22 protein-coding genes and 1 other annotated feature are annotated in these 22,912 nt (G+C 27.2%); all 22 genes read right to left on the bottom strand.

Annotated elements, in window-relative coordinates:
- Window positions 1-22: 22 nt before the first annotated feature.
- Window positions 23-655 carry a hypothetical protein gene (locus C7U54_RS06300; protein ID WP_107029684.1) on the bottom strand — a complete coding sequence of 211 codons (633 nt, stop codon included), beginning with the start codon at window positions 653-655 and terminating at the stop codon, window positions 23-25.
- The gene (locus tag C7U54_RS06295; RefSeq protein ID WP_107029683.1) at window positions 645-1,127 is read right to left on the bottom strand and encodes an RNA polymerase sigma factor; all 483 of its coding nucleotides are present in this window, start codon (window positions 1,125-1,127) and stop codon (window positions 645-647) included. Before C7U54_RS06295 ends, C7U54_RS06300 begins: the two co-directional genes overlap by 11 nt.
- Window positions 1,128-1,218: 91 nt before the next feature.
- On the bottom strand, window positions 1,219-2,787 hold the full coding sequence (locus C7U54_RS06290) for a sensor histidine kinase (RefSeq protein ID WP_107029682.1): 1,569 nt from the start codon (window positions 2,785-2,787) through the stop codon (window positions 1,219-1,221).
- Entirely contained in the window at window positions 2,780-3,448 is a 669-nt protein-coding gene (locus tag C7U54_RS06285) for a response regulator transcription factor (RefSeq protein ID WP_162297496.1), read from the bottom strand. Before C7U54_RS06285 ends, C7U54_RS06290 begins: the two co-directional genes overlap by 8 nt.
- A 158-nt stretch (window positions 3,449-3,606) precedes the next feature.
- Window positions 3,607-4,200, bottom strand: coding sequence for a hypothetical protein (locus C7U54_RS06280; protein WP_022002375.1), 594 nt, complete (start codon window positions 4,198-4,200; stop codon window positions 3,607-3,609).
- Between the two features lie 118 nt (window positions 4,201-4,318).
- Window positions 4,319-5,437, bottom strand: coding sequence for an aldo/keto reductase (locus C7U54_RS06275; RefSeq protein WP_107029680.1), 1,119 nt, complete (start codon window positions 5,435-5,437; stop codon window positions 4,319-4,321).
- Window positions 5,438-6,141: 704 nt separating this feature from the next.
- Window positions 6,142-7,560: a hypothetical protein gene (locus C7U54_RS06270; protein ID WP_107029679.1), complete on the bottom strand. Its 1,419-nt coding sequence runs from the start codon at window positions 7,558-7,560 to the stop codon at window positions 6,142-6,144.
- Window positions 7,561-7,620: 60 nt separating this feature from the next.
- Window positions 7,621-8,232 (bottom strand): DUF4230 domain-containing protein, encoded by a 612-nt coding sequence (locus tag C7U54_RS06265; RefSeq protein WP_162297495.1) that lies wholly within the window; start codon window positions 8,230-8,232, stop codon window positions 7,621-7,623.
- On the bottom strand, window positions 8,222-8,869 hold the full coding sequence (locus C7U54_RS06260; RefSeq protein WP_107029677.1) for a DUF4230 domain-containing protein: 648 nt from the start codon (window positions 8,867-8,869) through the stop codon (window positions 8,222-8,224). The genes C7U54_RS06265 and C7U54_RS06260 overlap by 11 nt, the downstream gene beginning before the upstream one ends.
- A 115-nt stretch (window positions 8,870-8,984) precedes the next feature.
- The gene (locus tag C7U54_RS06255) at window positions 8,985-9,905 is read right to left on the bottom strand and encodes a DUF6591 domain-containing protein (RefSeq protein ID WP_107029676.1); all 921 of its coding nucleotides are present in this window, start codon (window positions 9,903-9,905) and stop codon (window positions 8,985-8,987) included.
- A complete protein-coding gene (locus C7U54_RS06250; RefSeq protein ID WP_107029675.1) occupies window positions 9,902-10,225 on the bottom strand; it encodes a MerR family DNA-binding transcriptional regulator in 324 nt (107 codons plus the stop codon). The genes C7U54_RS06255 and C7U54_RS06250 overlap by 4 nt, the downstream gene beginning before the upstream one ends.
- Window positions 10,226-10,684: 459 nt before the next feature.
- Window positions 10,685-11,002: a M20/M25/M40 family metallo-hydrolase gene (locus C7U54_RS14950; protein ID WP_206603599.1), complete on the bottom strand. Its 318-nt coding sequence runs from the start codon at window positions 11,000-11,002 to the stop codon at window positions 10,685-10,687.
- Window positions 10,962-11,714, bottom strand: coding sequence for a M20 family metallopeptidase (locus C7U54_RS14945; protein WP_206603598.1), 753 nt, complete (start codon window positions 11,712-11,714; stop codon window positions 10,962-10,964). Before C7U54_RS14945 ends, C7U54_RS14950 begins: the two co-directional genes overlap by 41 nt.
- Window positions 11,662-11,847 carry a hypothetical protein gene (locus tag C7U54_RS14940; RefSeq protein ID WP_206603597.1) on the bottom strand — a complete coding sequence of 62 codons (186 nt, stop codon included), beginning with the start codon at window positions 11,845-11,847 and terminating at the stop codon, window positions 11,662-11,664. Before C7U54_RS14940 ends, C7U54_RS14945 begins: the two co-directional genes overlap by 53 nt.
- A gap of 314 nt (window positions 11,848-12,161) precedes the next feature.
- The gene (locus tag C7U54_RS06240) at window positions 12,162-13,664 is read right to left on the bottom strand and encodes a glycoside hydrolase family 1 protein (protein WP_022002378.1); all 1,503 of its coding nucleotides are present in this window, start codon (window positions 13,662-13,664) and stop codon (window positions 12,162-12,164) included.
- A gap of 60 nt (window positions 13,665-13,724) precedes the next feature.
- Window positions 13,725-15,011 carry a PTS sugar transporter subunit IIC gene (locus C7U54_RS06235; RefSeq protein WP_107029674.1) on the bottom strand — a complete coding sequence of 429 codons (1,287 nt, stop codon included), beginning with the start codon at window positions 15,009-15,011 and terminating at the stop codon, window positions 13,725-13,727.
- Window positions 15,012-15,181: 170 nt separating this feature from the next.
- On the bottom strand, window positions 15,182-17,092 hold the full coding sequence (locus C7U54_RS06230) for a BglG family transcription antiterminator (protein WP_107029673.1): 1,911 nt from the start codon (window positions 17,090-17,092) through the stop codon (window positions 15,182-15,184).
- A 227-nt stretch (window positions 17,093-17,319) separates the two neighbouring features.
- On the bottom strand, window positions 17,320-18,810 hold the full coding sequence (gene lysS / locus C7U54_RS06225) for a lysine--tRNA ligase (RefSeq protein ID WP_107029672.1): 1,491 nt from the start codon (window positions 18,808-18,810) through the stop codon (window positions 17,320-17,322).
- A gap of 33 nt (window positions 18,811-18,843) precedes the next feature.
- Window positions 18,844-19,076, bottom strand: a binding site (T-box leader).
- An 89-nt stretch (window positions 19,077-19,165) separates the two neighbouring features.
- Window positions 19,166-20,035, bottom strand: coding sequence for an aldo/keto reductase (locus tag C7U54_RS06220; protein ID WP_107029715.1), 870 nt, complete (start codon window positions 20,033-20,035; stop codon window positions 19,166-19,168).
- A 259-nt stretch (window positions 20,036-20,294) separates the two neighbouring features.
- On the bottom strand, window positions 20,295-21,812 hold the full coding sequence (locus tag C7U54_RS06215; RefSeq protein ID WP_107029671.1) for a hypothetical protein: 1,518 nt from the start codon (window positions 21,810-21,812) through the stop codon (window positions 20,295-20,297).
- The gene (locus tag C7U54_RS06210; protein ID WP_107029670.1) at window positions 21,802-22,254 is read right to left on the bottom strand and encodes an RNA polymerase sigma factor; all 453 of its coding nucleotides are present in this window, start codon (window positions 22,252-22,254) and stop codon (window positions 21,802-21,804) included. The genes C7U54_RS06215 and C7U54_RS06210 overlap by 11 nt, the downstream gene beginning before the upstream one ends.
- A 156-nt stretch (window positions 22,255-22,410) precedes the next feature.
- Complete coding sequence (locus C7U54_RS14935) at window positions 22,411-22,782, bottom strand: DUF6465 family protein (RefSeq protein WP_199664661.1); 372 nt, start codon at window positions 22,780-22,782, stop codon at window positions 22,411-22,413.
- Between the last annotated feature and the right edge of the window lie 130 nt (window positions 22,783-22,912).

Here is a 22,912-nt window from a genome sequence, read left to right as displayed (position 1 = left end):
AATGGAGGAAAATCCTCCATTTTTACTTAATTCTAATAAATCGATTTTTGATATCTTTGACCGTTACACCCTGTGTAACTGCGGCATTTTCATCACTATACTGTGATATAGTGCTATCCTCATCTATTTTATCTTTATAACTAATCACAAAATAAATATCTTTTTCACCATTATTGATTACTAAATAGCATTCCTTTTCTTTATCAAACATCTTTGTTATATCAACCGCTTTATCTTGATAATAGAATATATACTTATCTTCTTTTTCATCATAAACAATTTCACTGTCATCATTTAAACTATTTGCTATTTCATCCCCGTTCATCGTTTGAATTCCAAAAGGTGTCCCTTTTAAACCAATATGAACTCCCATATCAACGACATCTCCATTTTTATCAGTTGTATAAAAATGATAAGCGTTATCTTGTACTTTTTCATATTGAACACTTCTTTTTTCACCATGGAACCAGACTTCTAATTTACTTTGTATCCCCCCTACATCAAAGGCATAAGCAACAGTAAATGTAGATAATAAGACAATTAATGATGTTGCAAGAGTAAGTAAAGATTTTGGAATTTTTCTTTGATTTAAGTTAATTTCTTTTTGATAATGTACATGTTTAAATGCTTGTTTATAGGCTTCTTTATTCTTCATTGTTCCAGTTCTCCTTAAGTTGTTCTTTTAATATTTGTCTTGCTCTAGAAAGTCTTACTTTAACATTCCCTTCATTGAGTTTTAATTGTTGAGCAATTTCTTTAATTGAATAATCTTCATAATAATATAAGTGAATCACAATACTATACTTTGATGGCAAAGCCATCACTGCTTGAAATAATTCTTCATCCTGTGATCTATCAAATGGAATCGTTGCCATATAATCTTCCATAGATACTTGTTTTCTTTTCCAAAACTTTCTTTGAATATCTTTAGCTTTATTAATTGCTACTTTATATAACCAAGATTCTATATGTTCCTTTGATTCAAAATCTTTTTTATATGTATGATATCTAAGAAAAGTTTCTTGAACAACATCCTCAGCATCATCAGGATTTTTTAACATCGTTAATCCTATCGCAAAAATACGATCTTTATATGTTGCAATCACTTGTTCTGTATCTATCTTCATAACTGCCTCCTCAAGAGCTCTTTCACTTATAATACGTTTTATATAGAAAAAAGGTAACAAAAAGTCTATGTATTTCTACATAAACTTTTTATTACTTATTCATCTCTATGATAAAATGAACTTCTTCGTCTTGTACAACTTTACAAGTATAGTTGTGTAAATCTAAAATATTTCTAACAATCGCTAATCCCATTCCTGTAGAATTTGTATCATTTCTGGATACATCTGCTTTATAGAGAGGTTCAAATATATGATTAATATCTTTATTTTCTATTTTTGATCCATCGTTACTTATAATTATTTTTTCTTGTTTATAAACAATACTTATTTTTTGATTTGCATATTTAAAAGCATTGTTGATTAGATTGTCAAAGACAATCATCATCAATTGTTGATCACATGAAATATTGATTTTAGAATCAATATCAATTGTAATGACTTTTGATTCTAAATCATAATGTTTTAATACTTCTTCAATCATTGTCGAAAGATTATGATTTTGTTTATGTAATTGATAAGAATTTGTCGTTCTTGTATATATCAACATTTGATTTAAAAGATTATTCATATGCTTAGATTCATCTTCGATCATTCTTAAGTATTTATGTTGTTTTTCAGGATTAACATTTTCTATCAACATTTCTGAACTATTTAAAATAACTGCATTAGGCGTTTTCATTTCATGAGCCATTGCATTAATAAATAAGTTTCTTGTTTTATTTAATTCTTCTCTTTCATTTTCAAGATACGTATATATAAAATAAATACATGCTAGAATAATTTGTACAAAACTAAACATTAAAATAAATCTATCTTTTAAACTATCTAAAACAATATTGGATGTATCAATAAACATATTTAGTTTTATATTATTTTCTTTATTTACATAATGAACATATATCTTTGACTTATCAGAAGAAATATCACATGTTTCTTGTTCTACTTTAATATCTTTTTCTTTTGGATTCTTTTCTAGTGTTTGCTTTGAATTAAAAAACATTAATTCAAAATCACCAAGTCTATTTTGATCACTTGCTTTTTTATTTTTATATTTATACCATGAATAATAATTCATTGTTCCTTGTGAGTTACCAAGTTTATAAGTCGTATGACTATTTTCATCATAAAAGATAATTTGATCTATGACGTATTGATTATCTTTTGAATGAAAACTCATCTTTTTTATAGTACAACCAACTTGATTTTGATTATAAAAGTCTAATAAATTATTGATCTCTCTTTTATTAAAAGAATTTTCTAGATTAAAAAAAGTATATTTTTCATTTGCACTATCTTTAAAAAAGATAATAAAGTTTTTATTATTAAATTCATATTTATTTTTTACTTTATATTCAAAAGCTATATTTTGTTTAATATCAAACCCATTACCATCATAAATAGTAGATAGTATATCATGCATATTATTTTCAATATTTTTATCACTTTGCGTTATCATTTGATTCGTAACATCACTTGCTAGTGACCACATAACGGTATCCATTGTATTAAGATTACTCGTGTACATCTGCCTACCTATAATAAAAATAATAATTAACACACTTTCAATTAATAAAAATCTTTTAAGTTTCTTATTTTTAAAGGCAAGATAAAACATGCCTAATAATAAAACAATACTTAACGCTCTTAAAAAATCAACCATTTTCAAACACCTTCGTTTCAAAACAATAACCTTGTTTAATCACTGTCTTTATTCCCTTTTGATAAGGTCCCAAGGCTTTTCTTAATATTTTAATATGTGTATCAACACTTCTTTCCTGTCCTTTATAATCAAATCCCCACACTTTTAATAAAATCTGTTCTCTAGATAAGATCATATTGGGATTTTTTATAAAATATTCTAATATTTTATAATCTATTATTTTTAAATTCAAATTTTGATTATTAAGATATGCTTGTTTTTCTCTTGTATTTAACTTTAATATACCTTTTTCTAAAAATTGATAATGTTTTCTGTTTGTAATAGCTTTACATTTAGCAAGTAATACCGGTAATGAAAAAGGTTTAATAATATAATCATCACAACCTAATTCATATCCTTTTAACTGATCAACTTCTTGTACCTTAGCCGTAATAAAAAGAATTGGTATTTCTTCTTTTTCACGTATCTTTTTACATAATGTAAAACCATCCATCTTAGGCATCATCACATCCAATAAAACAAGATCATAACTTTCAGTTAAAAAGCTATAGTAAGCATCTTCTCCATTATCAAAACTTTCCACAACATACCCATGAACAACCAAATAATCTTCTATTATTTCTCTTAAATTATCATGATCTTCAGCAAGTAGTATCTTCATAACAATACCTCCCTTCATCTTTAATATACTTTCTTCATTTGTAATCTTTGTGTAAGTTCTTTAATAATTTAATTTTATATTATGATATCTTAAAGATTCAACTCTATTCCATCATATTTCATATAAAAAAGAAACAGTATCATACTGTTTCCCTCGCCCTAGTTATTATTATCTTTTTTTGGTAAATACCAATAATTATTGAACTGATATAAGAATGTTTTTGAACCCGGTGGCATTTCTACAAATGCATGATATACATTCATGAAATCTACTGCTGAATTTGCAACAACAAACATAGCGGCCATTCCTAAAAAAAACTTACATTTTGTTAATGAAATATAATAAGGAACTAAACCAAATAAAATATCAGGAATAAGATTGATAGCTATATATTTTTTCTTTGTAAACTCTGTTGTATATACTCCTGCAAAACCAACACGTGGTATTTTAAACATATAAATTTCTTTATAGAAATAAAACTGACATAGTTTTGAAAGAACTAATAAAATATTTGCGAGTATAAAATAGCTAAAAAGATTTGATAAATCCATAGAATCAACATCTCTAAAAAGAACATTTAAATATTCTGGTACAAACATAATACATATAATAATAAAAGTAACAATACTTGTTTGTATATTCTGTTTTTTTCTATCCGTTGGCTCATTAAATCGAATAGCCCCTTCTTTAAGCTTATTTGTTGGAAGTGGATTAGTTTCTGGATCTAATTTCCCCATATATTTTATCTTCATAAGTTGTCTCCTCGTATATACTGTTTCACTTTTATCTATAAATACATCATACCATACATATCACTATTTATTTTACTAAAACATAATACAAAAAAAAGAATGACATAACGCCATTCTCTTATAAGTTCTTAATATCTTGAACGACACGTTGTAAATCTTCTCTGATTTTAATAGATTGTGGACAAAGTTTTTCACATTTACCACATTTCTTACAAAATTCGGCTTGTGCATCTCCTAGATTTGTATAACGTCTTTTAGCTGTATCTTTAAGACCTAACATACCATATTCATTCCATAACTTGAAGTTACCTGGAATATCAATTCCAAATGGACAAGGCATACAATAACGACATCCTGTACATCCATTTTTAGTTTTTGCTTTAATCATATTAGCTACTTTTTCTACAAGTTTTTCTTCATCTTGATCTAATAGTTTAAATTCTTTAAAAGTAGCAAGATTATCTTCTACTTGATCATAAGTTGACATACCACTTAAAACAACTTTAACATTTGGAAGTGAAGCCACAAAACGTAAAGCCCAACTTGAAATGCTGACATTTGGATTATAGTCAGTAAAAACTTGTTCAATATCATTTGAAAGGCTAGCAAGAGCTCCGCCTTTAATAGGTTCCATAATAACTAATGGTACATTCTTTTCTTCTGTAAGTTTATAACCTTTCATTCCTGCTTGGATATCTGTATCAATATAATTTAATTGTATTTGACAGAAATCCCAATCACGATAATTAATAATTTCTTCAAATACTTCATAATCATCATGGAATGAAAAACCAAAGTTTTTAATTCTTCCTTGTTTCTTTAATTCTTCACAATAAGGAATGATATTTAAATCAATAACTTTTTTCCATGTATCTTTATTTAAAGCATGTAATAAATAGAAATCAACATAATCGACATCAAGTCTTTTCATTTGTTCTTCAAAGATTTCTTTTGCTTGTTCCAATGAATCAATTTTAAACATTGGTAACTTTGTCGCAAGATAAAAATCTTCTCTTTTATATTTCTTTAAAACTCTACCTACAAATGGTTCGCTTTCACCATCATGATAAGGATAAGCTGTATCAATATAAGTCACACCACTTTCAATAGCATGATCTAACATTCTTTCTGCTTCTACCTCATCAATAGTGCCATCTTCCTTTTTAGGAAAACGCATGCATCCAAAACCTAATAGTGATGGATTAACACCAAGTTTATCAATTTTACTATATTCCATTTCTTTTTCCTCCCTAAATTAACCTATATACATTGTAACCACTAAAGCCAAGTTCATGTCAAGATAGATTTAAGCTTTACATTCTTGCTAATATGACATACAACATTAGCAAATTTGTAAAGTAATTAATAAATCACAAAAAGAAAGCCCTAATTATAAGTTTATAAAATACTATTTTTATCCATTTATTTTACTGTTCAGCCATACTTTTTTGACATAATTTGATATAATTATTTTGTTATCGTCCTCCTTGAAAGGAGGTGATGTTAATTGTTTTCCGACTTAGTAGTATCCGTCGTGGCAGGTGTGTTAGTTTATTACATATGCAAATGGTTAGACAAAAGATTTAAGCGATAACTAGCCTAGTGTTAGACCACTCTAAAAGTTAGAAAAGGTAAGGATCCACCAATCCTTACCTTTTCGTTTTGATGCAATTGTTCTCCGACTTGCAAATAAAGTATACCATACTTTGCGTGTAGTACACAAGTTATTGTACATTCGCTTAAATTTTTATTTTTTCTTTCAGAAATTACTTTATCAAAAAATTTATCCTTTATTTCATATAACTCCTTTAAAAATTGAATTTCTATTTTTGCTCTTCTCTTTAGTTTTACTGACTAATTATCACTTTCTCTTTTATATCTAAAATATAAGAAATTTAATATCAATTATCCAAGAAAAAGGATATTAATATTTAACAACAATTATTTTAATACTTCTACTAAATCACATAAATCATCATATAGAGTATTTAAGTATTTGATATTCATATCAAAATTATATGTTTCCGTTGTTTTAATCATTATTGTACAAAATAGTCGTTCACTTAATAACGTTGTATAATTATAAAATCCAAATGGTATTTCTTTTGTAATATTGTCATATTGAAAATGACAAACTAGACTAAATATTTGCATTGGTAATGATTGTGGAAATGGATCATTATTATTCGTTAAAAGTGATTTTAATAATTGAGACTTTTTATTTCCACTTAATATCTTTACTTTTCTTTTATTTGTTAATTCATCATATGTTCTTAGAAAAATAGCAACTTTTAAAGGATAAATAGTATATTTATCATCTATCTTTTCTATATATAATCCTTCATTTTCATCAAATGTATCAATCCATTGTTTATCATACTCAATAGCATTCCTTAGAAATTTAACAGCATTACTATTTAAAAAATTATGTCTTTGTTTACTTTCTATTTTTCCAATTGTTTGTTTACAAAAATAGAATAAGTCATCACTCATTAAAAATTCATTTAAATCTTCTAATGAAATATGCATATTCTTCCAAATATCAGGTGGCAATATCTCAAATTCTTCTGTATAAAATAACTCTTGAAAATTATTATCAAGATTATTTAAAAGATCAACACTATAAACTAATCGATTATATTGATTACAATGTTCTACTAATTGAATAATTGGATTAACATTATATCCTTTTACTTCTATTTGATTTTCATAAATAATGTTTTCTATAATACTTTCTAATTTATCGTTACTAGCTAAATCAAATCTTTTATATGCCATATTTTCAATCAATTTTTCAATTTGATATGATATGTTATTAAATTCGTTATTAGTATTACAAAAATAATAAAATGCTTCTTCATCATCAAATAAATTTAAAACAATAAATGATAAATGATTTCCTTTTAAAGCACCTTCCTCATAACTTTTTTTATAATCTACATTTTCTAATGAAAGACTTTTAAATATATTTTCTTTAGGAAAAATAAAATAATTCATTATATAAAAGAAATAAAGCACTTGTAAATACTTTTTATATTCTAATGACTCACTAGGTTCATAAACACCAAAAACCTTTAATCTATTATTTAAAGCAAATCTACTTTTATCATTTCTTACAAGTATTTGCTTTATTTCTTCTTTTCCTCTATCCCAAGTAGCTTCATCAATACTCACTCTATCAACAAAAACTTCCCTATTATTTTGATCCCTATGTCTACAAACAATTTTTCCTTCTATATTATATATCTTCTCTGTTATTCTTATTATTTCTTCAGCTAAACAATTAATATTTGCTTGTTCATTAGATAAATCTTTTCCTATATCAAAATTACTTTGTAATTCTTTATTTTTAAATAACATATCATTTCTCCTCATGAAATAAAACGGGTAAGAATATAATAATTCTTACCTGTTCAAAATTTAATCATTTGTATATTCAAAAGTAACAGTATATTTTTTATTATTAATTTTTCCAACATTATTAATATAACTTTTTATCAATTCTTCTGCTCTTTCATCAGCTTGTACAAATAATATTTTATTCTTCTTTGTTTCTTTTTTCATTGATTCATTTGCTTTACTATATGCTTTCTTTTCATCTTCAAAAGTGATATCACTGACAAATAATCCCTCTTTATCAGAATAATAATGATCTTTATCCAATGAATCCGCATTAATACTTATTCCTTTTCGTAATATTTTAGAATGAGGCATTGTAACTTTTATTTTGTTGCCATCCATCTCCATTTGCAATTGTGAGATATCCGTTCCAATTTTTACAGTTCCTTCATATTCAATCCATAATTTTTTATTATTTTTCAAAAACAAAAATGCTGTCCCTGGATTATCATATTTTGCAACATTATGATACGTTGTTTCAATTGTTGCTAAATCTGCAATTCCTCTCAATTTATTAACCGTAGGTATAATATCCTTTTTTTCATTTTCATTAGAGTGTCTAATAAGTATTCCTGCTCCAAAACAAAGTACTAAAATGATAATACCAAAAACCCATAGATTCTTATTTTTCATTTTCAACACTCCAATCATATGTATATTTATTTCCATTTTCTTCAATTAGAGGATCTATCAAAGCTTTTAAAAGCCTTTTTAAATTATCTTCTGCAAGTTTTTTTATAGCCTTGTTGTTTTTAGTTTCCGTCTTAGCATCATTCACTGCTAATTTATATGCTTCATTTGTTACCCCTTCTTTATCTTCTGATTTATCATAGAAAATGTAATCCAATTTTTGCATATCAACATTGGGTTCCTCTATTTCAATTGCAGGTAATTTAATCGAAATCTTGTTATCCTCGATACTCATTATTTCAATTTTCCTCATATCTACGCCTGCTTTAATATTTGCTTCGTAATTAACAAGATATGCCGCTTTTTTTTCACCTTTTTTTACTTTTTTAGCTACCCCATTATAAGTCATTTGATATGTTGAAATTTGACTTGTTTTAATTACATCGGTCAACGTTGATTTTGTTATTATGGTCGTTTCCCCTCCAAAATACTTATTGTATGCAGGTAAAATAGCAAGTTTTACACAAATAACAGCAACTATAAATAAAAATAAAATTGTAGCAATTTTACTTTCAATAATATTGTTAATTAACTTTACAATATTTACCTTTTCTTTCCCCTTTTTTCTTTTTTTATCCATATGTTTTCCTCCTATTAAAAATAATACCTTTGTAATATTATACTATATTTTGTCGAATTACTTAATGCTGTAACACTAATAAACGCAGAAAAATTTCTGCGTTTATTCTCTATTATTATTCTTCATCCAATTCTTGATCATCATCTGTTGTATCCGTAGTATTTTGATTTTCATTATTTGTTCTAGGAGCAGAAATTGAAACATTTAACTCAAAATCATCTGCATCATAACGAATATCAATCTTATATCCTTCACTATTTTTAGCATAATAAGAATCATCAAAATTATCTGCATCCACTGTATAACCCATTTTCTTACATTTATCAACATAGCTATCATAGTCATCTTTAGTTAAACCACATGCAACAAAAGAAAAACTTTTCTTATTATCTATATAATCTTTTTTAATAACTTGTGCTTTAGGTTTAGGTAATTTATCTTTAAATGTTCCTTGTGTCCAATAGATAGCTTTTTCAGTCTTTTCATCTTCTGTATATTCTTTTGATTTATAATCATAATAGGCTTTATGTATTTTATCGTTACTTATATATTCTATAGTTGCTGTAGATGGATCAGCCAAATTAATATAACTTGCATCTTGTAAATAATATATACCACTATAGTAATAAACTCTTTGATTTTTTACTGTTTTATTTTTATTTACAATTCTATTAGATTTTGCATAAAATTCAATTTTTTTATTTTTTATTTCTTCCATGCCTTCATCATCTGCATTTACTACATCTTTTATATGTTTATAAAACTTTTCTTTATCTTCTTCTTTTAAATCATCTTTTTCTTCAAAAGTTAATTCAAAATGTGTAATCGTATAAGGTGTATTATTTGTATAATCTAGTAATGCATATCGATCACCATCTACAATTCCTTGTTTAACTTTCCAATCTATATCTTCTATATTAATTTTTGATTGTTTTTCTAAATCACTATTTGTGTTATTCTTCTTATTATTAGAACTACATCCACCTATTATAGCAATCATACATATTAAAATTATGCACTTTATTCCTCTTTTCATTTTTCATATCCTCCAAAATATTTCTTTTTAATATATATTGATAACTCCAACTTTGTTTCTAGCTGTTCTACTTTCTCATCAATCATTTGTAATATCTCATTATTGGTTTTTGAATTAAAGCTTTGTATTTCTAATATACTAAATCCTATAGATTGGAAGTCTTTTATTTCTATGTAATCATTCAATTGTTTTTCATCATAAAATCTATATCCTGATTTTGTATCTATGATAGAAGGCTTTAAGATTCCTATTTGATCATAATATCTAAGAGTGTAAACACTGCATTTACAAAGTTTGGAAAATTCCCTAATTTTTAACAACTATTCTATCACCTCTAATTTTAGTTTATCATTCTAGCTAACTAGAGGGTAAAGCCTAAACAACACCTCTTTGTTATCTACATTTAAAATTTATCATTATTTATTTACAAACATTAAAGGCAAAAACATAGAAATATTTAGCAATAAAATTTTTTACATTATGATATTATTAATTTAGAAAAACTAATACTTGGTGTAGGCGCTATTGTAGGTGGTGGATTAGATTTATTTGAAACTAAAGTTATAGCAGATAGATCTTATGATTGGTTTATGAAGGAAAATTTCTCATAATAATTAATATTTTAAAGTTAGAAAAGGTAAGAATCCATCAATCCTTACCTTTTCATTTTGATGCAATTGTTTTCAGATTTGTAAATAAATCATAGCATATTTGCTTCCTGAAGTATGTTTTAAAATTATATATTATTTAAGCTATATTTAGATGAAGTATTTTATAATTTAACTATCTTTATGATTTCCAAGCCAATGACTTACACAATATGCAAAACATGCCGCACCAATTACACATACATTTTCATCAATCTGTGCTTTAGGATGGTGTAAAGAATAATCGCCACGTTCATCCATAAATCCAGCAGTTAAAATCATATAAGTTGTCAGTATTTTTTCAGAAATAATAGCAAAATCTTCTGTTGCTGTACTATTAGGTATTCCTTTTAATCCTTCAATTCCTATTTGTGACATATATTCTGCCATTTCTAAGGTTAACTGTGAATCACACATAAGTGGCGGTACTGTTGATTTCAACTGTTCCACGATAGGTATCTGCAATTTTATGACATACTTCCTTCATACGACTTAATAAATTTTCTCTTGTTGAAACATTATTTGTTCGTAGTGTTCCTTGTAAAATTGCACTTTCAGGTATGATATTAGCTGCACTACCAGCATTAAACTTACCTATTGTAAGTGTGCATATATCTTGAGGATTTGCTTCTCTTGCAATAAGTTCTTGTAGAGCGAGATGAATATGTACACCGATATTTATAGGATCTATTCCTTGATGAGGATAGGCTCCATGTGTTCCTTTTCCATGAATTATTATTTTAAATTCATCAACAGAGTTCATCATAATGGCCCCTGCATTATACATATAAGTACCCACTTGATTTTTCCCTATCATCATATGATAAGCCATTGCTGCATCTGGTCTTGGATTATCTAAAATTCCATGTTCAATCATACCATTGGCACCTTTAAATACTTCTTCAGCATTTTGAAACATTAATTTTACTGTTCCTTGTAAATGATCTTCATCTTCTTTTAACATTCTTGCTGCCGTTAATAACATAGCTGTATGGATATCATGGCCACAGGCATGCATGTTTCCTGAAGTACAAGTAAACTCTTCTCCACTTAATTCAGTAATCGGTAAAGCATCCATATCTGCCCTCAATAAAATAACGGGTTTTCCTTTACCAATCGTTGCAGTTACTCCATGTCCACATAATTGGGGGTTGAATTCCATATTCTTTCAATTGTTTCATAACATATTCAACCGTATTTGGTAAATCTAATCCTACTTCTGCATTTTTATGAAGATATCTTCGTATTTCAATAGTATCTTCTTTTAATTCATTTGCTCGTTTATAATAATCCATTTACATCCCCCCTCTATATACAAAAATAATTATATATCGCTTATTACCACCGTCAACTTCTTTTATATCCCCTTATCAAAAGTTAAAAAATTCATTTTCACTAATAAATCATCAAATTAAAAGGCACCAACAATTCCTATTTATCTAGGTTTATTAGTGCTCTTCTTAATTTTTTCATGTCCAACTTATTTATTGGTTTTGCTTTCATCTTTTATATAATCACAATCGCTTTATTTTTTCTTCTTTTATATTATTGATAAATGAGTTCAAAATAACATAAGGTATATAAATTTTTATAAGGAAGGAAATATACCTTAGTCTAATTCTTCACCATTTGTTGTAATAACTTTTTTATACCAATAAAAAGAATCTTTTTTTATTCTTTTTAAGCTACCTTTGCCTAAATCGTCTAAATCAACATATACAAAACCATATCTTTTTTTCATTTCTCCTGTTCCAGCAGAAACAATATCAATACATCCCCATGGAGTATAGCCAAGTACATCAACTCTATCGATTTCTATTGCTTTTTTTAATTCTTTTATATGATTTCTAATGTAAGAAATACGATAGTCATCGTGAATTTCATTGTTTTCTAATATATCATCATTTCCCATTCCATTTTCTACTATAAATAATGGTTTTTGATAACGATCATATAATTCATTTAAAACAAATCTTAATCCTTCTGGATCAATTGGCCATCCCCAAGGTGTTTTTTCTAAATATGGGTTTGGTGATGCTTGTTGTCCACCAGTAGTTGTCGTATTAGGAGAAAAACGATCAAATGCAGTTGTTCGATAATACGAAAATGCAAGATAATCAGATGTGTTTTCTTTTAACCATTTTTCATCCTCAGGTTCCATCTTTAATTTAAAATTATATTCATCAAAAATAGCTTGTGCATAATTAGGATAATATCCTCGACAAGTAACATCACTAAACATCAATGCTTTTCTTCTGAATTCATATGCTCCAAATACATCATCTGGATGACAAGTCGCAGGATAAATTCCAGAAAGTGCACACATTGTACCTAACATAAAATGTGGATTGATCTCTCTTGCCATTTTATTTGCCATTGCGCTGGCAACTAACATATGATGAATTGATTGAAACTTAATTCCCGCATCTTCTAATGGTGTTTCTCCTTGATTAGAATGAGCTCCAGTTTTACGATGATTCGAAGCTAATCCAAGTGTCCAATAACCACCCAATACATTTATTTCATTAACGGTAATCCAATAAGTAACTTTATCTTTCCATCTTTCAAAAAGAACTTTTGCAAATTTTAAATAAAAATCAATTAATTTACGATTGATCCATCCACCATATTTAGTAGCTAAATTTAAAGGCATATCAAAATGTAAAATTGTTACTAATGGTTCTATATTATGCTTTTTTAATTCATCAATAACATTATCATAAAAATGTAGTCCTTCCTCATTAGGTGTTTCATCATCACCGTTAGGAAATATTCTTGTCCACGATATCGAAAGACGATACGTTTTAAATCCCATTTCTGCCATTAAAGCAATGTCTTCCTTGTAGTGATGATAAAAATCTGTAGCTTGATGGCTTGGGTAATAATACCCTTCTTTTAAGAAACCAACATATCCATAAGGAATGCATTCTCCCATTTGGATTGTCACTTCATCACCTTGATCATTCTTACAAAAAATACGTCTAGGTTCATCCTTAGTTCCATTAGTTATTAAGTCGTGAACAGCAATTCCTCTGCCACCTTCTTGCCATCCACCTTCATATTGATTAGCGGCAGTAGCACCACCCCATAAAAAATTCTTTGGAAAACTCATATTTCATTTACTCCTTCTTCGTTTTACATTAATTAAACAATTTTTAAAGAACAAACTATTTTATTTTTGTTCAAGTTTGGCTTGTTTATTAGACATCAAAACAAATGGAACCCAAATAATAAATGTAACAATTAAAATAATAGCTTGAACAATAATTCCATGAATTCCATAGCTAATAAATCCTGTTACAAATACTGGTAACCCTGGTGGACAATCAAGTACTCCACAAGTTAAAAATCCTATATTTGTAGCAACTACAGCAATAAATGCTGCAATAACTGAATTAAGTATAAATGGAATTGCAAAGATTGGATTTAATACTAAAGGTAAACCGAAAACTACTGGTTCATTAATACCACAAATACCAGGAATTAATGAAAATTTTGCAATAGATTTATGATCTTCACGTTTTGAAAAAATGAAAATTGCTATTAATAATGATAGAGTAATTCCTCCTCCACCAACAACAACGAAACTAGTCCAAAAACCTCTTGTTAAAATATTTGTTGCAACTCCTCCAGCTTGTACAGCAGAAATGTTTTCTGCAAGTCCAGCAGCAGATAAAGGACCTCTAACTCCTTCAATAACCATACCACCATGAATACCTAAAAACCAGAATAATTGATTTGCTAATGCAAGAACAAGAATACCACCTGTTGTATTTGCTAACGCTTGTAACGGAAGTTGAATAATATTGTAAATCCAAACATTTAAATAATTACCAGTGAATGTATTAAATAAACATCCCCCAACTGAAAATGCAGTAATAATAATGAAAATAGGGATTAAAATATTAAATGAACGAGCAATTCCTGTTGGAACCGAATCTGGCATTTTAATTTTAATAGCATCAATGTTAGTCAATAATCCAAAAAATTTTACAGCAACCATTGACATAATCATTGAAACAAATAGTCCTTGTGCTCCAATAACACCTGCACCTAATCCATTGACCACAACTGGATCTTTTAAACCTTCGACCACTGTACTTATTGTATTTGGACATACAGCTAAATAACTTAATAATCCAATTAACCCACTTTCTAATTGTGGTAAGTTTTCTTTTTCAGCAAGTTTATAACCAATTAAAAATGCAATTGGTAATGACATACAAGAAATAGTCACAAAATTTATCGCTGTAAATGCTGGAGATAAATTTGATAACCATGGAACCCATTGTGCCAAGCCATTAGCTCCAGATACTAATATATTTAACATACTACCAAATGAACCAACAATAATAAACGGTACAAACATCGTAAATGCTTCTTTAATCGAACCAAGATATTTATTTGTTTCGACTTTTGAGCTTATTGATAACAAAACATTTTGTAATTTATCTTTCATTTTTTTCCTCTCTCTCTAAAAAATATAAGAATTTATTTCTGCAGATCTATCTATATCTTTCATATGTAATTATAAAACCTCTATTATAGAACTCAATGTATATAAATTCCATTTTATTGTGGAACTTTTCAAAATATAGAAAAAGAATTGATAAATTACCAATTCTTTTTCTATATTTTCAATTCAATATCATTAAATATTTTTATAATTTCTTCTTGGTTTTGTTTTTTTATAATTCTTTTTATATAGTTAGAATTATCCGCAAAATAAGAAAGTTCCTTATATAAATCTAAGATTTTTATCCCTATATTTTTACCAATAAGCGGTATAATAACAAGTTGTACTTTTTTCTTATTCCATAAAATAGGTTTTGATAAAATACCTATAATAATTTTTGTCTTTGGTTCATCAACACAACAAGATAAGATGGCGAGCATATTTTCTAATTCATAGTTTCCTATACAATCCTCTTCAATCAATTTTTTTGAAATACTTTCATTTCCTAAAGTATTTTTTATAATATAAGAAAGAACTCCTTCCTTTGTTTCTTCATTAATATTTTTAATTATTAAATTCCTCTTAATTACTTCTTGCATATGAAAACTATCTTGATCATCCAAAAAGGAGAGTATTCTTTTTTTATCATTATTATTTAAAAAATAATTAACTTCTATTACTGGTATAGGCAACTTATTTTTTATCGGTGTGCTCGTTATAAGAAAATCAACATCTTCAAAATCATAACTTTTAATTCCAATATAATCAACCGTTTGAATTTCATTTATAAATTTTCCGTACATTTCCTTTATCTGATACGCTAAAGTACTTGATGTTCCTCTTCCTACACCGCACATTAAAAGAATGTTCTTTTTATCTTTTATTTTCTTTCTAAGAAGAGCAAGTTCTAAATGTAACGCGATATATCCTATTTCCTCATCACTTAAATTATTTCCATGATAATCTACAAGATGATTACATGCAGCAACAGCTAATTGATAAGCCAATATATTTTGTTGTTTTATTTTATCAATAAGCGGATTACGAAGAACTACATTATATCTTGAACGAACCTCTAATGGAATAAGATGTAAAAGTAAGTAATCTCTTAATTCATTATCATTAGAAAAATCAATGTGCCATTGTGATTGAATATTAACTAACATAGTATTTACAATTTGATTAACATCAAAATCTTTGATAATACGATGAATACTTTCATCAAAATTTCTAATAATTCTCTTTGATGCTAAATGTATTGAAAGAGACACAATTTCTTGATCACTCATCTCAATTCCTAAGTGTTTATGAATTTGTTTTGCTAATTCTACAGCAACAACACTATCAGTCCAACGAGAAATATCAATAATCATTTCTTCTGTAGCTTTCAATAAAATACCTTGTTTAATTCTTTTTAATGATACAAAAATAACAATAATAAAGTTTTGAACAGATACTTCTGACATTGAAATTTGATATTTGACCATTACATTTTCAAGAATTTGACTAATATTTTGAATCATTAACAAATCATTAGAATTAAACTGATTTCCTGGAAAATCATCGCGTTGATCAATATAAGAAATATATATTGCTGCTAAGCATAATCTCTTGTTAAATTCTCTTCCTTCTACTCTCATTCCATAATGTGGTTTTTGTACTAATTTTAAATCATATTTTGACAGTGATTTTCTAATTCCCTTTAGATTTTGCGACAATACAGAAGCAGAAACAAATAGCATTTCACATAATGTTTCTGATTTAACCCAATCATTAGACTCTATCAAATATTTTTGAATCCAATCTTCTCTTTCATTAACACTAAAAACAAAAGAATCTTGTAAAGAGCGATAGGAATTACATAAATTAATAAATTCATCAACATTATTAATAACTAATTTTAATCCTTGAGATGTTTTGACATCAATATAATTCTTTGTTGATTTCATGTCTTCATTTATTAATTTAATGTCTTTTAATATTGTTTTGGTACTTACATTACATAACGCACTTAGATTTTCTGAAGTCACATATTCGCCGTTCTCTTTTAAATATTTTAATATTGTGTAATTTCTTTCATTCATATTGCTATTATAATATTTTATCTAGAAATTTGTCTACTCATGCTTTTTAACATATTAAAACCAATTAGCTATAATATATACTTTTAATAAGAAAAGACACATCTAATTAATGATTTTTATACCTAAATAAGTACTATTTTAAGTATATTTATCATCAATAGATGTGTCTTATTTTGATGTGTTAATCACAAATTTAAAATCAAAAAAATGTTGATTTTATTGTTGTTTTATTTGTTTCTTGGTTTCATTTGAGGGAATAAGATAACTTCTTGAATAGATTCTTGTCCAGTTAATAACATAACTAATCTATCAATACCCATACCCATTCCACCTGTTGGTGGTAAACCGTATTCTAGAGCTTCTACGTAATCTAAATCCATTTCGTTTGCTTCGTCATTTCCTAATTCTTTTTCTTTTAATTGATCAGCAAATCTTTCATATTGATCGATTGGATCATTTAATTCAGTAAATGCGTTAGCATATTCGTTTCCACAGATGAATAATTCAAAACGTTGTGTGAAACGTGGGTCTTCTAAATTCTTTTTAGCAAGTGGTGAGATTTCAATTGGATGACCATATACAAATGTTGGTTCTACAATTGTTTCTTCTACATATTTTTCAAAGAATTCATTGATAATATGTCCATAACCAAAGTGAGCTTCTACTTCAATACCATGTTCTTCAGCTAATTTTTTAGCATCTTCAAATGACATATGTTCATTGAAATCAATACCAGTCTTTTCTTTAATAGCTTCTGTCATAGAAACACGTTTAAATCCTGGAGCTAAAGAAATATGATGTCCTTTATAATCTAATTCATAAGTTCCATTAACTTCCATAGCTGCATTAGAAATAATACCTTCAGTTAAATCCATCATTCCTTCAAGATCACTAAATGCTTTATAAACTTCAATTGTAGTAAATTCAGGGTTATGAGTTCTATCCATACCTTCATTTCTAAATAAACGTCCAATTTCATAAACAGCATCCATACCCCCAACAATTAATCTCTTTAAAGATAATTCAGTCGCAATACGTAAATAGAAATCAGTATCTAATGTATTATGATGAGTAACGAATGGTCTTGCCGCTGCTCCACCTAAGATTGGATTTAAAACTGGAGTTTCTACTTCTACATAATTTCTACTATCTAAGTAATTTTGAATTGAACGAATGATTCTTGGTCTTGTAAACGCAATTTTTTTAGCATCTTCATTCATGATTAAGTCAACATATCTTCTTCTATATCTTTCTTCAATATCACTTAAACCATGGAATTTTTCTGGTAAAGGACGTAATGCTTTTGTTAAATGTGTATATTCACTTACTTTAATTGAACATTCTCCAGTATTTGTCATAAATACTGTACCTTTAACCCCAATAATATCTCCAATATCACCTTTTTTAACGATTTCATAAGCATCTTCACCAATAGTATCTTTTCTTACATATAATTGGATTTGTCCATCTCTATCTTGAATATGCATAAAACATACTTTACCTTTACGACGTTTAGTCATAATTCTACCAGCAACAGCTACTTCTACAGCCATTTCTTCTAATTCTTCATGTGTTTTATCACCATATTGTTCTTTAATACCTTTTGAATAAGCTGTTACATCAAATCTTTGACCAAAAGGATCAATCCCTTTGTCAATAAGTTCTTGCATCTTTTCTCTACGAACAAGTTCTTGTTCACTAAACTTTCTTTCTTCCATAATATCCTCCTAAAATATAAAAAACTCTCCATCCCATGGGACGAGAGCTAAATCGTGTTACCACCCAAATTCATTAATAGGTCACCCTATTAACCTCAATAACTATCTATTAATAGTCTTGCCTATAACGTGGCTTACGTCATCTTATCAAAACATCCAAGATGCAGCTCCTAGTCTTTATTCATAATAGTTTCATTATCTTTTCCACCAACCAAGACTCTCTTTGAATGAAGGACTATTATTACTTGTCTATTCATTGCCTTTATTTCTACTTCGTTATCTTAACTTAATTCAAATTTATTGTCAATATAAGCGATAAAATTAGTTTTAATAATGAAAAATGCACCTGAGTGCATTAATCATGAATCTTATTATTTAATACCATTCTTACAAAATCAGGTTCAAAATGTTTTGCTCTTGATCCTGAATAACCCATATCTAATGATGAGATTTGTTTCATTTCTTCTTCATTTAATTCAAAATCAAAGATATCTATATTTTCTTTAATTCTTTCTACATGTGTTGATTTTGGTATAACAATGACTCCTCTTTGGATATTCCATCTAAGTATTACTTGTCCTACAGACTTATTATATTTAGCTGCAATTCCTTTTAACATTTCATCTTCAAATGGATTATATCTTCCTCCACCAAGTGGTGCCCATGCTTCAGGAACAACATTATAATATTTCATTGTTTCTAGAGCTTTTTCTTGTGTGTAATATGGATGAAGTTCTACTTGATTGACTACTGGTTTTACTTTAACGATTTCACAGAAGTTTGTAAGAATATTTGGATAGAAGTTAGATACCCCAATTGCTTTTAAAATTCCTTCTTGATATGCATCTTCCATCGCTCTCCAAGCACTAAAATAATCACCACAAGCTTGATGTAATAAATATAAATCAAAATATTCTAAACCACTTTTTTCAAGTGATGCACAAATTCCTTTTTTAGCACTTTCATAATCCATCATATCTTGTACCCATAATTTAGAAGTAATAAATAAATCTTCTCTTGTACAAATACCTTCAGCGATTGCTTTTTTAACTGCTGTACCTACTGCATCTTCATTATAATAAGCTGCAGCTGTATCAATTAAACGATATCCTGCTTTAATAGCTTGATATACTGATTCTTCACATTCTTTTTTATCTGGTACTCTAAATACTCCAAAACCTACCATAGGCATTTTTAAGCCATTGCTTAATGTTACATATTCCATTATAGAATCCCCCTTCTTTAAAGAAATCGTTTGAACTATTTTATAAATAATCATGATAAGTAGTACAAGGCAAATAAAACTAAAATATTGATAACCACCCCAATAATATTCATCCGTATTCCTTACAGGATAAATCATTCCTTCTAAACAAATAAATATAAATATTTCAAAACCAATAATAAAATAATTAAACAAAATTCTATCTTTTTTCTCTTTCATATTCTCACCTACATTTCTTGGAAAATAATTTTTCTTCTTTTTAATAACCATGATCAACTTCTTTCCAGTTTCCATGTTTATCTTTTATTAATAACCAATTCCAATGATCATAAGTACTATTGGGATTTAAAGATCCATCTCCACCTGATCCATCAACATCAAATTTTGATAATAAAACAATCGCTTCTTTTCCACCATATTGTTGATTGATTTCTTTAAAATACTTTTCATCATCTCCTGCATAATAGATTTCTTTTAAAGTACATCCTTTCCAATCTTTAAAGTTATCAATAATTGTATTAATAGCGGATGCAATATCATCATAATCATAAATAGTTGATTCTACCTCTTTGATTGTAATATCATTCTCTTTTCTTTTTTCAATTTGTACAAGCATATTATTATCTGTTTGAATGACATATTGATAATATTTATCAACATAGGCTTCATAGTTTCCTCCACTATAATGACTTGGAAGTATAACTTTAGTAAGTGGTAACTGTTGGTTTATTAGAATCTCTTGTGCATGTTTGATAACATCTATTGGATCTTTTTTAGTTGTTGATAGAATATTTTCTGTAAAACCATATTCTTTTGATACATATTGAATGATTTTGTTATTATTGTCATAAGTTACATCTATTCTTAATGTTGGATTATCTTTATCATTACTAAAATTAAAATATCTTTCTTTTTTATTTTCATAAACATAACCATTTTTCATCAATTCATCTATTACTTCTTGAGGTAGAATTTCTTTTAGTTCTTTGATTGTTTCTGATTCACTTAAAGTACTAAATTTTAAGTATTTTTGTTTTGAATTGTTTAATTCCGTATTTATTTCTGTACGTCTTGTTTTTCTTTTTTGAACAAACATTTGTCCTTTTTTATTAAATGATACTTCAATTTCAAAAAGTTTACTTTCTTTCGATTTATATTCTACTTCTATTCTAAATTGATCTGAGATATCTTCAAAATCTTGATTAAAGATATTTTCATCAGGTTTCCATATAACCTTTAAGCCTTTTTTTGTATGATAATATTTACGATATGTTTTATAAGGTATGATTGTATTATTTTGATATATTTTATCACCTAGTTGTATTTCTAAAGGATTATTACCTTGAACTATTCGTATTGCTTCAATTTCATCACTATGAACATCTACAGTAAAATAACTTGTTGTAAGATAACCATTAAGATAAGAATCTTTAATATCTAATTTAGATTGTTTAAAATCAGCTTTTTTAGATAAATATTTATCTTCATATTTCTTTTTTACTTGTGTTTCATTAGAATCTACTTGATCATGAACTAGATAATAATCCATTGGTGTCGCTTTAGTTGTTATAGAATTATAACTTTGATTATAAGCAAGAACTTCTAAAGTATCTTTGCTTATTTGTTTATTTTGAAAAATACAAACAAATAACAAAAGACAACAAGAAATAACAAGAATTGGTTTTAAATAATGATGTTTTTTTATAGGTATTTGTTGGAGAAGTGAATCATCTACATGTATATCATCATAATAGTTTTCAAATGATTTATTTTTCATCAGCTTCTATCTCCTTTCTTAATTGATTTCTTGCCCTATTTAATAAAACACGTACATTATTTTCTTTGATATGTAAAATGCTAGCCATTTCTTTTGTCGAATATCCCTCATAATAAAATAAATAAAGAACAGCATTATGTTTTTTAGAAAGTTTATTTAAATATGGTTTTAAATCAATTTCTTTCTTTTCAAAAATATAAGTTTGTTCATCTATTTCTTCTACTTTATTATTCCATAAGGATTTTAAAGATATTTTACTACAATTTAGTGTAACTCTTATAAACCATGCTTTTTCATGTTCTAATGATTTGAAACTAGGCTTTCTTTTAAGATAACGATACATTACATTTTGAAAAATATCATCTGCCTGATCTTTTTGATGACATTGACTAAAGGCAAGACGATAAACAAGATCTTTTTCCCGTTGAATAACTTCTTCCATATTTAAAAACCTCCCTTCATTAGTAATACTTTTTAAAGTGTTGATTTGTTACAAAATTATAACACTTTTATAAAAAATTTTTTCTCACTAAAGTTGTTCTCTCTAGATTATCTAGAAAATTTAAGCATAAAAAAAGAACCTCTCGGTTCTCCTCTATTATTTTTTAGTAGTTTTTTTAGCAGTTGTTGCTTTTTTAACAACTGGTTTAGCTTCTTTAGCAGCTACAGCTTTAGCTGGTGCTTTTGCTGCAGGAGCTTTTTTAGCTGGCGCTTTTTTTGCAGCTGGTTTTTTAACAACTTCTGGATATTCAGGCATAGCATTAACATCTAATTCACCTTTTAATTCAGAACCATCTTTTTTAATTGCTACAAAGAAAACTTTAGCAGTTTCAGGTAAGTAATAAATATTTAAAGTTTCAACTTCTGTTGTTTTTACACCTTGTTCTTTTAAAGTTTCTTTAACGTATTTATCTAAATCACCATCTTTAACATTCTTTTCTTGGTATTGTACTTCGATCATTGTTTTCATATTCTCTCACTTCAAAACCTCAGTTTTTACTTCCTCCTTGGTAAGTATTCTATACCATTTTTTTTATTTGTAAAGTGTTTTTCTTAAGAAAAAGCGCATGAAATCAACGTTTTTCTCTAACTACTTATCA

Origin of the sequence: Faecalibacillus intestinalis (assembly GCF_003024685.1) — a bacterium.
Taxonomy (GTDB): domain Bacteria; phylum Bacillota_I; class Bacilli_A; order Erysipelotrichales; family Coprobacillaceae; genus Faecalibacillus; species Faecalibacillus intestinalis.
Note: the sequence above shows the minus strand (reverse complement) of the source record. Positions and strands in the feature narration are given on the sequence as shown.

Excerpts from the sequence above, each read along its gene's own strand:
- C7U54_RS06300 (WP_107029684.1), bottom strand. The coding sequence starts at position 655 with ATGAAGAATAAAGAAGCCTATAAACAAGCATTTAAACATGTACATTAT.
- C7U54_RS06295 (WP_107029683.1), bottom strand. The coding sequence starts at position 1,127 with ATGAAGATAGATACAGAACAAGTGATTGCAACATATAAAGATCGTATT.
- C7U54_RS06290 (WP_107029682.1), bottom strand. The coding sequence starts at position 2,787 with ATGGTTGATTTTTTAAGAGCGTTAAGTATTGTTTTATTATTAGGCATG.
- C7U54_RS06285 (WP_162297496.1), bottom strand. The coding sequence starts at position 3,448 with ATGAAGATACTACTTGCTGAAGATCATGATAATTTAAGAGAAATAATA.
- C7U54_RS06280 (WP_022002375.1), bottom strand. The coding sequence starts at position 4,200 with ATGAAGATAAAATATATGGGGAAATTAGATCCAGAAACTAATCCACTT.
- C7U54_RS06275 (WP_107029680.1), bottom strand. The coding sequence starts at position 5,437 with ATGGAATATAGTAAAATTGATAAACTTGGTGTTAATCCATCACTATTA.
- C7U54_RS06270 (WP_107029679.1), bottom strand. The coding sequence starts at position 7,560 with ATGTTATTTAAAAATAAAGAATTACAAAGTAATTTTGATATAGGAAAA.
- C7U54_RS06265 (WP_162297495.1), bottom strand. The coding sequence starts at position 8,232 with ATGAAAAATAAGAATCTATGGGTTTTTGGTATTATCATTTTAGTACTT.
- C7U54_RS06260 (WP_107029677.1), bottom strand. The coding sequence starts at position 8,869 with ATGGATAAAAAAAGAAAAAAGGGGAAAGAAAAGGTAAATATTGTAAAG.
- C7U54_RS06255 (WP_107029676.1), bottom strand. The coding sequence starts at position 9,905 with ATGAAAAGAGGAATAAAGTGCATAATTTTAATATGTATGATTGCTATA.
- C7U54_RS14945 (WP_206603598.1), bottom strand. The coding sequence starts at position 11,714 with ATGGAATTCAACCCCCAATTATGTGGACATGGAGTAACTGCAACGATT.
- C7U54_RS14940 (WP_206603597.1), bottom strand. The coding sequence starts at position 11,847 with ATGGATTATTATAAACGAGCAAATGAATTAAAAGAAGATACTATTGAA.
- C7U54_RS06240 (WP_022002378.1), bottom strand. The coding sequence starts at position 13,664 with ATGAGTTTTCCAAAGAATTTTTTATGGGGTGGTGCTACTGCCGCTAAT.
- C7U54_RS06235 (WP_107029674.1), bottom strand. The coding sequence starts at position 15,011 with ATGAAAGATAAATTACAAAATGTTTTGTTATCAATAAGCTCAAAAGTC.
- C7U54_RS06230 (WP_107029673.1), bottom strand. The coding sequence starts at position 17,092 with ATGAATGAAAGAAATTACACAATATTAAAATATTTAAAAGAGAACGGC.
- lysS (WP_107029672.1), bottom strand. The coding sequence starts at position 18,810 with ATGGAAGAAAGAAAGTTTAGTGAACAAGAACTTGTTCGTAGAGAAAAG.
- C7U54_RS06220 (WP_107029715.1), bottom strand. The coding sequence starts at position 20,035 with ATGGAATATGTAACATTAAGCAATGGCTTAAAAATGCCTATGGTAGGT.
- C7U54_RS06215 (WP_107029671.1), bottom strand. The coding sequence starts at position 21,812 with ATGAAAAATAAATCATTTGAAAACTATTATGATGATATACATGTAGAT.
- C7U54_RS06210 (WP_107029670.1), bottom strand. The coding sequence starts at position 22,254 with ATGGAAGAAGTTATTCAACGGGAAAAAGATCTTGTTTATCGTCTTGCC.
- C7U54_RS14935 (WP_199664661.1), bottom strand. The coding sequence starts at position 22,782 with ATGAAAACAATGATCGAAGTACAATACCAAGAAAAGAATGTTAAAGAT.